Genomic DNA, 13,304 nt, shown 5'->3' on the forward strand with positions numbered 1-13,304 from the left:
AATACCTCCAAAAAGAATCAGGCTGGTTATTGTTCTAGGCGTTGCGAAATCATCAGGGCCACGGCGCACAACAACGCGTCCTGGCCTTTGCCGACGATCAGTTGCAGGCCCATTGGCAGGCCACTCGGACCTTGCAGCGGCAGGCTCAGGGCCGGGTGGCCGGTGAGGTTGAAGGGGCGCACCAGGCGGGTCATGCCGATGGCGGCGCGGGTGTCTGCCGCCTGTGCCACTTGCAGGGGGTAATCGGGCAGGGTGGGCAAGGCCAGGATCGGGTGCTGCGCCAGGGCCGCGTCCACCTCATGGGTGAACGCTTCGCGCACCTGTTCGGCCTGCTGCAGTGCTTCGTCGCTGGTCAAGGCCGCGGCTTGCAGGCGTGCTGCGATGTCCGCGCCCAGCAGGCCGCTGGGCAGCAGGTGGCCACAGGCGTTCCAGGTCTCACGATTGATCACGGCCAGGCCCGCGTTGTAGGCCGCCTCCATGCCAGGCAGCGGCGTTGGGTGCAGGGCAAAACCGCTGCGGGCCAATGCCGCGTCGAGGGTTTGCAGGATCTGCGGGTGCGCCGTGACGGGCACCACGCCGATGCTGAGATTGGGTGGGCAGGACTGGGCAATAAACCCAGGGTCAATGACCTGCATGGCCGCGATCAACAGTTCCATGCTGGCGGCAAAGGGGCCGACACAATCGAGGCTGGAGACGCCGGGCATCACCCCCGCACGGCTGATCCGGCCAAAGGTCGGCTTGAGGCCAAACACGCCACAACAGGCGGCCGGCACACGCACCGAGCCACCCGTATCGGTGCCCAGGGCGAAGTCCACCAGCCCTGCCGCAACCGCCGCCGCCGAACCACTGGAGGAGCCGCCAGGAATCAACCCGGGGTACAGCGGGTTGTCGGCGGTGCCGCTCCAGTGGTTGATCCCGGTGGTGCCAAAGGCCAACTCATGCAGGCTGGTCTTGCCGAGAATCCGACAGTTGCCCGCGAGCAGGGCCTCGACCACTTGGGCATGTTCCTGCGCCGCTGCTGCGTTCTCCAAAGCCTGGCTGCCAGCACGGGTTGCAAAGCCTGCGATGTCGATCGTGTCCTTGACCATCACCGACAGACCACTCCCCCCCAACGCCATATGCTCGACGACGATAGTCATGCCACCTCCCGCTCAATGTTGTGACGCCTGTGCGTCGCCTGCCAGTGGACTGGACAGATCAACCCCTGCCCAACGCTTAAATCTAAAATCATAATATTTACGTGAAATGTCAATTGAATTATCTATTTTAAAATATGGGTATTTTCGGTGCACATTTCCCACGAGACGCACCGGAGCCGTGCATTTCGGTAACACTCTTGAAAACGCAAAATCCAAACGAAAAATTATAATAAGTACTTGCATTTCAAATAGATAAAAGAAAACAACAACATCGACAACGCTTTACTTCTGTTTACCTGAAGCACAAAAAATCTTAAAAAATACGCAGAAACGAAAAGTTACCGATTGTTTTCTTGCAACAAAAACCATCGAAATAATTCTGATTTTTTGCATATTTTTTCGATTAAAAAACCATAAAAAACAGCGATAAAACCGCGAGCTAGCGCCTTCGCATAACGCTGGTTTGTCTCGCCACGGAACGACAAACACAACGTCCACTGCCCGGGATAAACCCTGCTTCACACCGCTGTCCCGAATTTTTCTGGCATGCAACCTGCTATCGCCCTACTCGCCCATCAACAACGGCTCGCGCCGTTGCGGCAACCGCCAAGGGCTCGCCTCCATCGCGCATCGCGACCGCTGTTCAAGCGGCGACGGGCCGAGGGACGGGCGCTTGCTTAGCCTTGCAATGCTTCGGAGAACTCCATGCTCTTGAAAAAAGCTGTGTCCACCTTGCTACTGAGTGCGGCCTGCGTATCCCTGGCCCAGGCGCAAGTCACGGTCGGCGTGATCACCTCGGCCGCAGGCCCGTTGGCCATGATCGGCGTGCCACAGAAAAACACCGTGGCGCTGCTGCCGACCCAGGTCGGGGACCAGGCCATCCGCTACATCGCGCTGGACGACGGCAGCGACCCGACGGCCACGGTCAAGGCCCTGAAGAAGCTGATCAGCGAAGACAACGTGGATGCGATCATCGGCCCAAGCGGCTCGCCCAATGCCATCGGAGTGATCTCGTTTGTCGCCCAGGCCCAGGTCCCGCTGCTGTCGCCCGTGGGCACCGCGGCGGTGATCCTGCCGATGACGGCAGAGAAGAAATGGGTGTTCAAGACCACCCAAAATGACGAACTGATCGCCAAGGCGCTGTTCGAACACATGGCCAGGCATCAGGTAAAAACCCTGGGCCTGATCGGCACCGCCGACCCGTATGGCGAGAACTGGGCCAAGGTAGCCACGGCGCTGGCGACCGAGCATGGGATCAAGATCGTCGCCAACGAACGCTTCCAGCGCCAGGACACCTCAATCACCGGGCAAAGCCTGAAAGTGCTCGCTGCACGCCCCGACGCGGTGCTGGTAGCCGCGCCTGGCAGCCCGGCCGTAATGCCCCAGGCCACGCTGTTCGACCAGGGCTACCGTGGCCAGGTCTACCAGACCCATGGCGCCGCGCTACCGGACTTCCTCAAGCTGGGTGGCAAGAAAGTCGAAGGGACGATCCTCGCCGCCAGCCTGATGCTGGTGCTCGATGAAATTCCCGACAGCAATCCGTCGAAAAAAATCGCTGCCGACTACACCGCCGCCTACGAAAAACTCTATGGCAGCAAGCCCGCCACCTTCGGCGCCAATACCTTCGATGCCGGCCTGCTGCTGCAAGCGGCAATCCCGCTGGCTGCCGCCAAGGCCGCGCCGGGCACCGTGGAGTTCCGCCGGGCGCTGCGTGACGCCCTGGAAAGCACCCACGAGTTGGCGGGCACCCAAGGGGTCTACAGCATGACCCCGGACGACCACAGTGGGTTCGATGAGCGAGGCCGGGAGTTGATCCAGGTGAAAAATGGCACCTGGACCCTGCTCAAAGACTGAGAGTGCCCCCAATCGCCCGCTCGGCCAGCCGTGTCCGACGGGCGCCGCAAGCCTGATGACCCCGTGCAAAGAGTTGCCCTATGAATGCCCAGATAGCCTTGCTGCTTGGCCAGGACGGCATCACCAATGGCGCCATTTATGCGCTGCTGGCCTTGTCGATTCTCCTGGTGTTTACCGTGACCCGGATCCTGTTGATCCCCCAGGGTGAGTTCGTCACCTATGGCGCCCTGACCATGGCCAGCCTGCAAGCGGGCCAGCCCACTGCACTGGTCTGGCTGCTGCTGGCCCTGACCCTGCTCGATGGCGCACTCGACCTGCTCGCCTCGATCCGCCGCCCCCACGCCTGGCGCTTGCCGCGCAAGAGCCTGGTAAAGATCGCCTACGCGGCGGCGATGGTGGGCCTGGTCAACAACCTGCCGCTGGCACAACTGCCCATGACATTGCAGGCCCTGCTGACCCTGGCGTTGGTCGTGCCGTTGGGGCCGTTGATCTATCGACTGGCCTTCCAACCCATCGCCTCGGCCAGCTCGCTGGTGTTGCTGATTGTCTCGATTGCAGTGCATGTAAGCCTGGTGGGCATGGGCCTGCTGTTGTTCGGCCCGGAAGGCGCGCGGACCCGGCCCTTCTCCGAACAAGGCCTGGAACTGGGCCCGGTGGCGCTCAACAGCCAGACGCTGTGGATTATCGCCGCGTCCCTGGGCCTGATCATCGGCTTGTTTGTGTTCTTTGAGCGCACCCTGTACGGCAAGGCCCTGCGCGCCACGGCAGTGAACCGCATGGGCGCACGCCTGATGGGCATTTCCCCGGAGATGGCCGGCAAGAGCACCTTCGTCCTGGCCGCCCTGATCGGCACCCTGTCCGGGATTCTGATCGCCCCCATCACCACCCTGTACTTCGACTCCGGTTTCATCATCAGCCTCAAGGGTTTTGTCGGTGCGATCATGGGTGGACTGGTCAGCTACCCCGTGGCAGCCCTGGGCGCCCTCGCGGTGGGCCTGATCGAAGCCTTCTCGATGTTCTGGGCCAGCGCCTACAAGGAAGTGATTGTCTTCACCCTGATCATTCCGCTCCTGCTGTGGCGCTCCCTCACCAGCCGTCACGTGGAGGAATACGAATGAAACCACGCTACCTGATCCTCGGACTGATTGCCCTGCTGGGCCTGGCGCCGCTGGTGCTCGCCCCCTACTACGTGACCTTGCTCAACTACATCGGCCTGTATGCCCTGGTGGTGCTTGGCCTGGTGCTGTTGACCGGGGTCGGCGGCATGACCAGCTTTGGCCAGGCCGCTTTTGTCGGCCTTGGGGCCTACACCACGGCATGGCTGACTACCGCCGAGCAGCTGCCGACCTGGCTGCAATGGGCGAGTGCCTCGCCGTGGCTGACTCTGCTGGTGGGCGTGGCCCTGACGGTGACAGTGGCGCTGATGCTGGGCGCCCTGACCCTGCGTCTGTCCGGGCACTACCTACCACTGGGCACCATCGCCTGGGGGCTTTCGCTCTACTATCTGTTCGGCACCCTGGAACCCCTGGGTGGCCATACCGGCGTCGGCGGGCTGCCAGCCATTTCCCTCGGCGGGATTTCCCTGGACCAGGGGGAAAAGATGTTCTACCTGATCTGGCTGGTGCTGGGCGCAGCGATGCTGATCACCCACAACCTGCTCGACTCCCGGGAAGGCCGCGCCATCCGTGCGCTCAAGGGCGGCCAGTTGATGGCTGAGTCCATGGGCGTCAACACCTTCCGTTCGAAGATGGTGATCTTTGTCATCGCCGCGCTGTTTGCCGCCGTATCGGGCTGGCTGTACGCCCATACCCAGCGCTTCGTCAATCCGACCCCGTTCGGCCTGGGCATGGGTATCGATTACCTGTTCATGGCGCTGATCGGCGGGGTGGCCAGTATCTGGGGCGCACTGTTGGGCGCCGGCATCCTCACCGTGCTCAAGGAATGGCTGCAAGATTGGCTGCCCCACCTGCTGGGCGACGGCGGCAACTACGAAACCATCGTCTTCGGCATCCTGATCGTGCTGCTGATGCACTGCGCGCCGGGCGGCCTGACGCCATGGCTGGGCAAGTGGTTCAAGGGCCGCACACGCACCGCGCCGTTGCCCCAGGCACAGGCCCTGCCGCGTCGCGCTGCGGTCGAACACGGCACCCGCATCCTGCAGGCCAACCAGGTGACCAAGCGCTACGGCGGCCTCGTCGCCAACAACCAGATGAACCTGCACATCGACGCCGGGGAAATCCTCGCCCTGATCGGTCCAAATGGAGCTGGCAAAAGCACCTTGTTCAACCTGTTGTCCGGGGTCGACAGGCCCACCTCAGGCGATATCCACTTCAAAGGCCTGCCCCTCAATGGCAAAACCTCACGACATGTCGCCCGCCTGGGCATGAGCCGTACCTTTCAGCACGTCAAGCTCCTGCCTGGGATGAGCGTGCTGGAGAACGCCGCCCTCGGCGCCCATTTGCGCGGGCACCAGGGGGTGATCGCCGCCAGCCTGAACCTGGACCGTGCCGAGGAGCAGCAGTTGCTGGCCGAAGCCCGTTATCAACTGGAACGGGTCGGCCTGGGTGACGCGTTGCAGGAGGACGCCGCGAGCCTGGCACTGGGGCAGCAACGTATCCTCGAAATCGCCCGCGCCCTGTGTGCCGATCCTTGCCTGTTGCTGCTGGACGAGCCCGCCGCCGGCCTGCGCCTCCAGGAGAAACAAGCCCTGGCCGCCCTGCTCAAACGCCTGCGCGCCGAAGGCATGGCGATCCTGCTGGTGGAGCACGACATGGACTTCGTCATGGGCCTGGTGGATCGCGTGGTGGTCATGGAGTTCGGCCAGCCCATCGCCCAGGGCCTGCCTGAAGAAGTGCAAAACAACCCCGCAGTGCTTGAAGCCTATTTGGGAGGCGCAGACGCATGAATATGCCAATGGAACCGTGCAACGCCGGCACCACCCTGCTGCAAATCGATAACCTGAGCGTGGCCTATGGCAAGGTTGAAGCCTTGAGCAACGCCAGCCTGCGCGTCGGCGAAGGGCAGATTGTCACGGTCATCGGCCCCAATGGGGCCGGCAAGACCACCCTGCTGTCGGCAATCATGGGCGTCCTGGGCTCCCGGGGCCAGGTCAACTTCGACGGCACTCTGCAAAGCGTGCCCGAGGTGGAAGTGATGGTGGGCCGGGGCCTGGGCCTGGTGCCGGAAAAACGCGAACTCTTCACCTCGATGAGCGTCGCGGACAACCTGCTGCTGGGGGCGTTCCAGCGTCACCGCCGGGGCGAGCGTGACCACGGCCAGACACTCAAGCAGGTATATGACCTGTTCCCGCGCCTGTGGGAGCGACGCGAGCAATTGGCCGCGACCTTGTCGGGCGGCGAGCGGCAGATGCTCGCCGTTGGCCGGGCGCTGATGGCCAAGCCACGCTTGCTGATGCTCGATGAGCCCAGCCTGGGCCTGGCGCCCCTGGTGACCCGCGAGATCTTCCGCATCATCAGCAGCCTGCGCGAGCAAGGGGTATCGATCCTGCTGGTGGAACAGAATGCACGGGCGGCGCTGCGGGTCGCCGACTACGCCTATGTCCTGGAAACCGGCCAGATCGCCATGCACGGCCCCGCCCGGCAACTGGCCGACGACCCTCGGGTGATCGAAGCCTACCTGGGCCTGAGCAGTAAGCATCAGGAAATGCTCGCGAGCTGATTGCCCTATCCCGTGTGGGGCCCGATGGCTCCCACACGGCGCGACAAGCGCGACGTCAATCACGTGAATATGCAACAATCGGCCGTTGTCCATTATTCGAAGCCCGAGCATGACCACCGCGAAAAAACGTGTGAATCGTCATAACCCTGCCAGCCAGGATTTCAAGAAAGAAGAGTTCCCCTTCTACTGGCTCGCCCGGGTCAACGGGCGCTATTCCATGGCGATGGAAAAGGCCCTGAAAAAAGTCGACATGGACATTCCGCGCTGGCGCATCCTCCTGATCCTCAAGGACAACGGCTCGTCGAGCATCTCGGAAATCTCCACCCACGCTATCGCCAAGCTGCCCACGGTGACCAAAATCGTCTACCGCATGAAAGCCGACGGCCTGGTGCAGACCAATGTCTGCGCCAACGATGGGCGCGTCACCCAGGTCTCCTTGACAGAGGCCGGGTACCAGACCATCGAGCAGAGCCACAAGGTCACGGCGGATATTTTCAAGACCAGTTTCAAGGGCCTGACGGACGCGCAACTCAACAAGCTCAACAGCTTGCTGGAAACCCTGTTCGACAACCTGCCCGAAGACTGACCCTCCCCCCTGTAGAAGCGAGCTTGCTCGCGAAAATCCCACAAGCGCCACGGGCTACCTGTTGGCGCTGCGTTATCGTTAACGTTTTTCGCGAGCAAGCTCGCTCCGACAACTAATAGCGGATCATCACCGACTTGAGCTCGGTATAGGCCTCTATAAACGCATCACCAAATTCCCTGCCCACACCCGACGCCTTGACCCCGCCAAACGGCAGTGCCGGGTCCAGAAAGGTGTGCATGTTGACCCATACCGTACCGGCCTCTATTTGCGGGATCAGGCGCAATGCCTTGGACAAGTTGTTGGTCCAGACACTGGCCGTGAGGCCGTAGGGCGAGTCGTTCATCAGGGTCACCAGCTCCTCCTCTGTGTCGTAGGGCAATACACAGAGTACCGGACCGAACGCCTCTTCCCGCAGCAAAGGGTCATCCGGGCCATTGGCCAGGATCAGCGTCGGCTCGACAAAGTAGCCCGGCCGGTCAATGGCCTTGGCACCGCAGATTACCGTGTTGTTCTGATTGGCCCTGGCGAAGAAGTCGAGGATCTTTTCCAGGTGCGCCTGGTTGGCCAGCGGGCCAAACTGGGTGCTTTCATCGAGGGGTGAGCCAATCTTCAAGGTACTCAGGGCCTGCCCGAGCTTTTCCAGGAACTCGCTGACCCGTGAGCGGTGTACATAGAGGCGTTCCGGCGCGGCGCACACCTGCCCCTGATGCACATAAGCCATCTGCACCATCCCGGCCACGGCCTGGTCCATATCGACATCGGCCAACAACGCCGCCGGGTTCTTGCCGCCCAGCTCCAGGGTCGCGCGCGTCAGGTCGGCGGCCATCGCCGCCTTGCCCACGGCGATCCCGGTCGGCACAGACCCGGTGAACGCGACTTTGCTGATTGCGGCATGGGCGATCAATTGCTGCCCCACCTGCCCTGTCCCGTTGACCACGTTAAATGCGCCGGCCGGAACGCCCGCCTCGAACGCCAGCTCAGCCACCCGCAACAACGTCAGGGGCGTGAACTCACTGGGCTTGATCACAATGGTGCAACCGGTGACCAGCGCGCTGGCAATCTTCCAGATGCCGATCATCACCGAGAAATTCCACGGCACAATCCCGGCGACCACGCCCACGGGTTCACGCAGGGTGTAGGCCAGGTACTGCTCGCCGCCCATGGACGGAATCGAGGGGCTCATGGTCTGGCCGTTGATCTTACTCGCCCAGCCCGCTAAGTAGCGCAGGAACACCACGCTCTGGGCCATTTCCAGGCCGCGTGACAGGTTGATCGACTTGCCCGAGCACAGGGTTTCCAACTGCGCCAACTCCTCGGCATGCGCCTCAAGCAAATCGGCAAATCGGTTAAGGACCACACCCCGGGCATAGGGCGAGGTGTCCGCCCACGCCCCCTTGAACGCCTTGCGCGCACTGGCGACGGCATGCTCGATGTCCTCGTCGCTGGCATCGAGGATATGGCTGATCACCTGGCCGGTCGCAGGGTTTCGCACGGCGATTCGCTGTGTGGACGTACTGGGCTGGTAAGCCCCTTCTATAAAGTTGGCCGGTGCGCGGGCAAGAAATTCGGTAACCGCAGGCAGCAAGGCAATGTCACTCATCAACAGGACTCCTGAAGGCAATCGTCAGTGCGGCGCCCAATGGGCGCCGTTCAAGGGGAGATCAGGTATTGGCCAGGCCGGTTTCCAGGGCATGGCAGATCAGGTCGGCTTCTTCGAGCGTCAGGGTCAGGGGCGGCGACAGGATGATCTTGGTGCCCACCGGACGTACCAGCACCCCTTCCAGGCGTACCCGTTCCGCCAGGCGCGAGGCGTAGCCCTCGGCCGGGTCGACGGGGGTGCGCAGACGCTTGTCGCTCACCAGGTCCAGGGCCAGCATCAGGCCTTTGCCCCGCACCTCGCCGACCACCTCGAAGCGTTCGCTCAGGGGCTTGAGCCGCTCCAGCAGATAGGCGCCGACCTTTGCCGCATTGCCCGACAGGTTCTCCTGCTCGACGATATCCAACACCGCCAGGGAGGCCGCGCAAGCCGTCGGATGGCCGCTGTAGGTGTAGCCGTGCATGATCACCTGGCCGAAGTTTTCAGCGGTTTCGATGGCCCGGGCAATGCGCCCATTGAACACCGTGGCGCCCAAGGGGATGTAGCCGGCGGAAATGCCCTTGGCCAGGCACAGAATGTCAGGCGCCACGCCCCAACCCCGCGATCCCAGCATCGAGCCGGTGCGGCCAAAACCGGTGACCACTTCATCGGCGATCAACAAAATGCCGTAGCGATCGCACACCGCACGCAACTGCGGCCAGTAGCCTGCAGGCGGGACAATCACCCCGCCCGCGCCCTGCACCGGCTCGGCGATGAACGCGGCAATCGTCTGCGGCCCTAGCGCGCGGATCTGCTCTTCCAATTGGCGAATGCAGTGGCCGGTCAGGGCCTGCGGGTCTTCGCAGTCCCACGGGTTGCGATAGGACCACGGAGCATCCAGCAACGTGCAGCCCGCCAGCAGCGGCCCATGGTTGAATTGATAGGCACTGATCCCACCGACCGAGGTGCCCCCCATGTGCACGCCGTGATAGCCGTTGCGCAACGACAGAAACCGTGTGCGCTCGGGCTCCCCGACGGCAATCCAATACTGGCGGCTCATTTTCAATGCAGTTTCAATGGCATCGGAGCCACCACTGGAAAACAGCACCCGCTGCATGTCTTCCTGGGCAAACATGCCGGTCAAGCGTTCAGCCAGGTCATACACCCTGGGATGGGCAATGCCGTCGAAGGTCTGGTAGTACGCCAGCTCATCCATCTGGCGGTGGATCGCCTGCTTGACGCTTTCACGGTTATGACCGACGTTGACGTTCCACAACCCGGCGATACCGTCGAGCATGCGCCAGCCATGGATATCGGTGACGTAGTTGCCATTGCCCCTGGCAATGATCAGGGTCTGTTCCCCCGCAACGGCCGCGGCCGCTCGCATCGGGTGCCAGAATTTTTTTTCGGCGTTCTGATAATGCGCGTACATGATTGCACTCCCTTCCAAAGAGGTGGGCCGAGAGGTTTCGGGCCAGCCTGGACTGTAGGGAGCGAGGTACCTGGGCCGTTATCCCAAATCGGCACACTTTTGCAGCGGTTGCAGGACCTGAGGCAACCGTGATGTATTGATGCCGCACCGCCAACGGACATTTCAATAACGGGCGGACACCCGCGCACCGGTGACGACCATGACGCAGATCGAAAGCCTTAGCTTTACCGACGCCAGCCAGCACGCGCGCTCGGTGCATGACTGGGAGCAGACCTACGACCAACTGTCCCCCGGCCTGTTTGCCAGCCACTTGCGGCAACTGTGTAGCGGGCACTTCCAGATATTCCACGAGCAATTGAACCGGCGCATCGTGCAATACGGCCAGTCACCCGCCGAGCGCATGTGCTTTTCGATTCCGCTGTGCACCGACAGCCACGGCACGCAGGACTGCCTGGCAATCCTGAACAACCACGAAGAGTTCATGTTCCATGCCCCGGAGAACACCCAGGTCTTTGCCGCGACCTTTGCCCGCCAGCAGGTCCTGGCACTGGCCGCGCTGAACCTGAGCCCCCGCAGCTACCGGCAGTTGACCGCCGCACCGTCGCTGCAGTCACCATGGCAGCGCACCCGTGAGGTGTACCAGCGTGTACGCCTGCAACTTGGCCAGGCACTGGATTGCCCGCCGCAACACTTCAATGAAGCCACGGCCAAACTCATGGAACATGGCTTGCTCAGTGGTTTCCTCGATCTGCTGGGGAGCGTCGAGAACCCTGAAAAACGTCGGCGGCCCAGCGCCCCCACGCGCCAGTACCTGGTAAAGATGAGCCAGCAGATCGCCCTCGAAAGCCACGACGAGCCCATCACCATTGTCGATCTGTGCGAACGCCTGCACGTCAGCCGGCGTGCCCTGCAATACAGCTTCCAGACCATCACCAGCACCAGCCCCGTGGACTACTTGCGCAGCGTGCGCCTGAATGCGGTGCGGCGCCGCCTGGTCATGTCGTCGCCGGCCGAATTGAGCATTGGCGACGCGGCGGCCCAATGGGGCTTTTACCACCTGAGCCACTTTGCCGGTCAGTACAAGGCGCTGTTTGGCGAGTTACCCTCGCAGACCCTGCGACAGCGCTGAGTGCGGCGGTGCAGCGCTCACTCCATGCAAGAACATCTGCTCCATCACCCAGGCCGTCCCCGCCGGTGCGGCCCGGCCCAGGCGCTCTGCCTCGACCAGGCCACACAGTAGCGATGTGAACAGCTCGGTCATGACCGCCGCTGTGATATCGATGCGAAACACTCCAGCCTGCTGCCCCCGCAGGAAGAAGCGGTCCAGGACGTTCAGGTACGGTTGCCAACCGTGATTGTTCAAGGTGTCCGGGCGGTACTGGAACACCATGAACAACACCCACTCACGGTGGGCCAAGTGCTTGTCGATCAAGCCACGCAAGACCTCGGCTGGCGCGTCGCGCTCAAGGTCTGCGTCATCGACCACCTGCTGCATGAGCTCGCGCGAGTACGCCAACAGCATCTCGATCAGGTGTTCCCGCGTGCCGCAGAAGCGGTGCAACGTGGCCTTGCTGATGCCTGCCGCACGCGCCAGCTCCTGGAGCGTGGCCCGGGGATGGTCAACGATGGCAACCGCCAGGGCCTTGAGAAGTTTTTCATTGGGGGCGGGCGAAGACATGGCAACAGGCTCATTGGTCGGACGTGAAGTGGAAGGCATTGTGCCGAAATTCCCCCCGACCTCAAGGGAAATGACATTTTTAAACACAAAAGAATCTTTTGAGACATTATTGTCTCAATAGATCCATGTATATATCATGCGCACCTTTCCAGACCTAGCCTCCAGGTGACACATGAACGCTTTGCGCGACCTGCGTATTTTCAGCTTTGCTGCGCTGGCCCTTGTCGGCCTCGCCGGCTGTGGTGCTCCCGATCAGCCCGAGGCTGCCCAGCAACCCCAGGAAGTGGAGACCGTGACTGTCGCTCCCGAAGCCTTCTCCCTGTCCGCAGAATTGCCGGGGCGTATCGAGCCGGTCCGGGTAGCTCAGGTACGGGCCCGGGTAGCCGGGATCGTGTTACGACGCAACTTCGAGGAAGGCGCCGAGATCAAGGCCGGCGACCTGTTGTTCCAGATCGACCCCGCCCCCCTCAAGGCCGCCGCATCACGGGCACAGGGCGAACTGGCACGTATCGAAGCGCAGTTGTTCGAGAACCAGGCCAAGGTCAAGCGCTATGAACAACTGGCCGACGTCGAAGCGATCAGTCGCCAGGACCTCGACACCGCCCGCGCCGCCCTGAAAAGCAGCCAGGCCGCCCAGCAATCGGCGCGCGCCGATCTGCAAACCGCGGGCCTGAACCTGGGCTACGCCACGGTCCGCGCGCCGATCTCCGGGCGCATCGGCCGCGCCCTCGTGACCGAAGGCGCCCTGGTTGGCCAGGGCGAAGCGACATTGATGGCAAGCATCCAGCAACTGGACCCGATCTATGCCGACTTCACCCAGCCGGTGGCGCAAGCGCTGAAACTGCGCCAGGCCCTCAAGCACGGCAGCTTGTCGGCCGGCGACTCATCACAGCTGTCGTTGCAGGTCGAAGGCACCGACTTCCACAGCCAGGGCACGCTGTTGTTCTCCGACGTTGCGGTGGACCGTGGCACCGGCCAGGTCTCGTTGCGCGGACGCTTCAGCAATCCTGAAGGGGTGTTGTTGCCAGGCATGTATGTGCGCGTGAAAGTGCCCCAGGGCACCGATCAACAAGCCTTGCTGGTGCCCCAGCGCGCCGTGCAGCGCGGCAGTGACGGCCAGGCCCAGGTGCTGGTGGTGAATGCCGACGACAGCGTCAGCCCACGCGCCGTACAAACCGGCGTCATGCAGGGCCAGCGCTGGCAGATCACCGAGGGCCTGGAGGCCGGTGACCGGGTCATCATCGGCGGCCAGAACGGCCTCGCTCCGGGTGACAAAGTGCTGGTGAAAGCGCCCCTCGCCCCCGCCGCCCAACAACAAGCAGCACGCCAGTAAGCCCGGCACCACCGCGTTCGAGGTCACT

At 62.6% G+C, this 13,304-nt stretch carries 11 protein-coding genes; 7 read left to right on the forward strand and 4 right to left on the reverse strand.

The window, feature by feature from the left end:
- Positions 1-26 precede the first annotated feature (26 nt).
- Positions 27-1,139, reverse strand: coding sequence for an amidase (locus KL786_RS15790; RefSeq protein ID WP_215518227.1), 1,113 nt, complete (start codon positions 1,137-1,139; stop codon positions 27-29).
- Between the two features lie 705 nt (positions 1,140-1,844).
- On the opposite strand from KL786_RS15790, the gene KL786_RS15795 reads away from it, so the two are divergent.
- The 5 genes from KL786_RS15795 to KL786_RS15815 all read left to right on the forward strand — a co-directional run bounded on the left by KL786_RS15795 (position 1,845) and on the right by KL786_RS15815 (position 7,257).
- A complete protein-coding gene (locus KL786_RS15795) occupies positions 1,845-2,993 on the forward strand; it encodes an ABC transporter substrate-binding protein (RefSeq protein WP_215518228.1) in 1,149 nt (382 codons plus the stop codon).
- Between the two features lie 80 nt (positions 2,994-3,073).
- Complete coding sequence (locus KL786_RS15800) at positions 3,074-4,111, forward strand: branched-chain amino acid ABC transporter permease (RefSeq protein ID WP_215518229.1); 1,038 nt, start codon at positions 3,074-3,076, stop codon at positions 4,109-4,111.
- Complete coding sequence (locus tag KL786_RS15805) at positions 4,108-5,898, forward strand: branched-chain amino acid ABC transporter ATP-binding protein/permease (RefSeq protein WP_032863776.1); 1,791 nt, start codon at positions 4,108-4,110, stop codon at positions 5,896-5,898. The genes KL786_RS15800 and KL786_RS15805 overlap by 4 nt, the downstream gene beginning before the upstream one ends.
- Positions 5,895-6,671, forward strand: coding sequence for an ABC transporter ATP-binding protein (locus KL786_RS15810; RefSeq protein WP_032863778.1), 777 nt, complete (start codon positions 5,895-5,897; stop codon positions 6,669-6,671). Before KL786_RS15805 ends, KL786_RS15810 begins: the two co-directional genes overlap by 4 nt.
- Positions 6,672-6,780: 109 nt before the next feature.
- On the forward strand, positions 6,781-7,257 hold the full coding sequence (locus KL786_RS15815) for a MarR family winged helix-turn-helix transcriptional regulator (protein WP_032803452.1): 477 nt from the start codon (positions 6,781-6,783) through the stop codon (positions 7,255-7,257).
- Between the two features lie 112 nt (positions 7,258-7,369).
- Here KL786_RS15815 and KL786_RS15820 read toward each other — a convergent pair whose 3' ends face one another.
- Both KL786_RS15820 and KL786_RS15825 read right to left on the reverse strand, forming a co-directional pair.
- On the reverse strand, positions 7,370-8,857 hold the full coding sequence (locus KL786_RS15820) for an aldehyde dehydrogenase family protein (RefSeq protein WP_215518230.1): 1,488 nt from the start codon (positions 8,855-8,857) through the stop codon (positions 7,370-7,372).
- Positions 8,858-8,918: 61 nt separating this feature from the next.
- A complete protein-coding gene (locus tag KL786_RS15825; protein WP_161904320.1) occupies positions 8,919-10,265 on the reverse strand; it encodes an aminotransferase class III-fold pyridoxal phosphate-dependent enzyme in 1,347 nt (448 codons plus the stop codon).
- A 199-nt stretch (positions 10,266-10,464) separates the two neighbouring features.
- Here KL786_RS15825 and KL786_RS15830 point away from each other — a divergent pair, with 199 nt between their 5' ends.
- Positions 10,465-11,394: a helix-turn-helix domain-containing protein gene (locus tag KL786_RS15830; protein ID WP_161904319.1), complete on the forward strand. Its 930-nt coding sequence runs from the start codon at positions 10,465-10,467 to the stop codon at positions 11,392-11,394.
- On the opposite strand, the gene KL786_RS15835 is transcribed toward KL786_RS15830, so the two are convergent.
- The gene (locus KL786_RS15835) at positions 11,365-11,943 is read right to left on the reverse strand and encodes a TetR/AcrR family transcriptional regulator (RefSeq protein WP_032859638.1); all 579 of its coding nucleotides are present in this window, start codon (positions 11,941-11,943) and stop codon (positions 11,365-11,367) included. The genes KL786_RS15830 and KL786_RS15835 overlap by 30 nt on opposite strands.
- A 181-nt stretch (positions 11,944-12,124) precedes the next feature.
- On the opposite strand from KL786_RS15835, the gene KL786_RS15840 reads away from it, so the two are divergent.
- Positions 12,125-13,276 carry an efflux RND transporter periplasmic adaptor subunit gene (locus KL786_RS15840; RefSeq protein WP_458730128.1) on the forward strand — a complete coding sequence of 384 codons (1,152 nt, stop codon included), beginning with the start codon at positions 12,125-12,127 and terminating at the stop codon, positions 13,274-13,276.
- Positions 13,277-13,304: the final 28 nt, after the last annotated feature.

Origin of the sequence: Pseudomonas sp. TAE6080 (genome assembly GCF_018732265.1) — a bacterium.
Taxonomy (GTDB): domain Bacteria; phylum Pseudomonadota; class Gammaproteobacteria; order Pseudomonadales; family Pseudomonadaceae; genus Aquipseudomonas; species Aquipseudomonas brenneri.

Bases quoted from the DNA above. Each gene is read 5' to 3' on its own strand.
- KL786_RS15790 (WP_215518227.1), bottom strand. From the start codon at position 1,139: ATGACTATCGTCGTCGAGCATATGGCGTTGGGGGGGAGTGGTCTGTCG.
- KL786_RS15795 (WP_215518228.1), top strand. From the start codon at position 1,845: ATGCTCTTGAAAAAAGCTGTGTCCACCTTGCTACTGAGTGCGGCCTGC.
- KL786_RS15800 (WP_215518229.1), top strand. From the start codon at position 3,074: ATGAATGCCCAGATAGCCTTGCTGCTTGGCCAGGACGGCATCACCAAT.
- KL786_RS15805 (WP_032863776.1), top strand. From the start codon at position 4,108: ATGAAACCACGCTACCTGATCCTCGGACTGATTGCCCTGCTGGGCCTG.
- KL786_RS15810 (WP_032863778.1), top strand. From the start codon at position 5,895: ATGAATATGCCAATGGAACCGTGCAACGCCGGCACCACCCTGCTGCAA.
- KL786_RS15815 (WP_032803452.1), top strand. From the start codon at position 6,781: ATGACCACCGCGAAAAAACGTGTGAATCGTCATAACCCTGCCAGCCAG.
- KL786_RS15820 (WP_215518230.1), bottom strand. From the start codon at position 8,857: ATGAGTGACATTGCCTTGCTGCCTGCGGTTACCGAATTTCTTGCCCGC.
- KL786_RS15825 (WP_161904320.1), bottom strand. From the start codon at position 10,265: ATGTACGCGCATTATCAGAACGCCGAAAAAAAATTCTGGCACCCGATG.
- KL786_RS15830 (WP_161904319.1), top strand. From the start codon at position 10,465: ATGACGCAGATCGAAAGCCTTAGCTTTACCGACGCCAGCCAGCACGCG.
- KL786_RS15835 (WP_032859638.1), bottom strand. From the start codon at position 11,943: ATGTCTTCGCCCGCCCCCAATGAAAAACTTCTCAAGGCCCTGGCGGTT.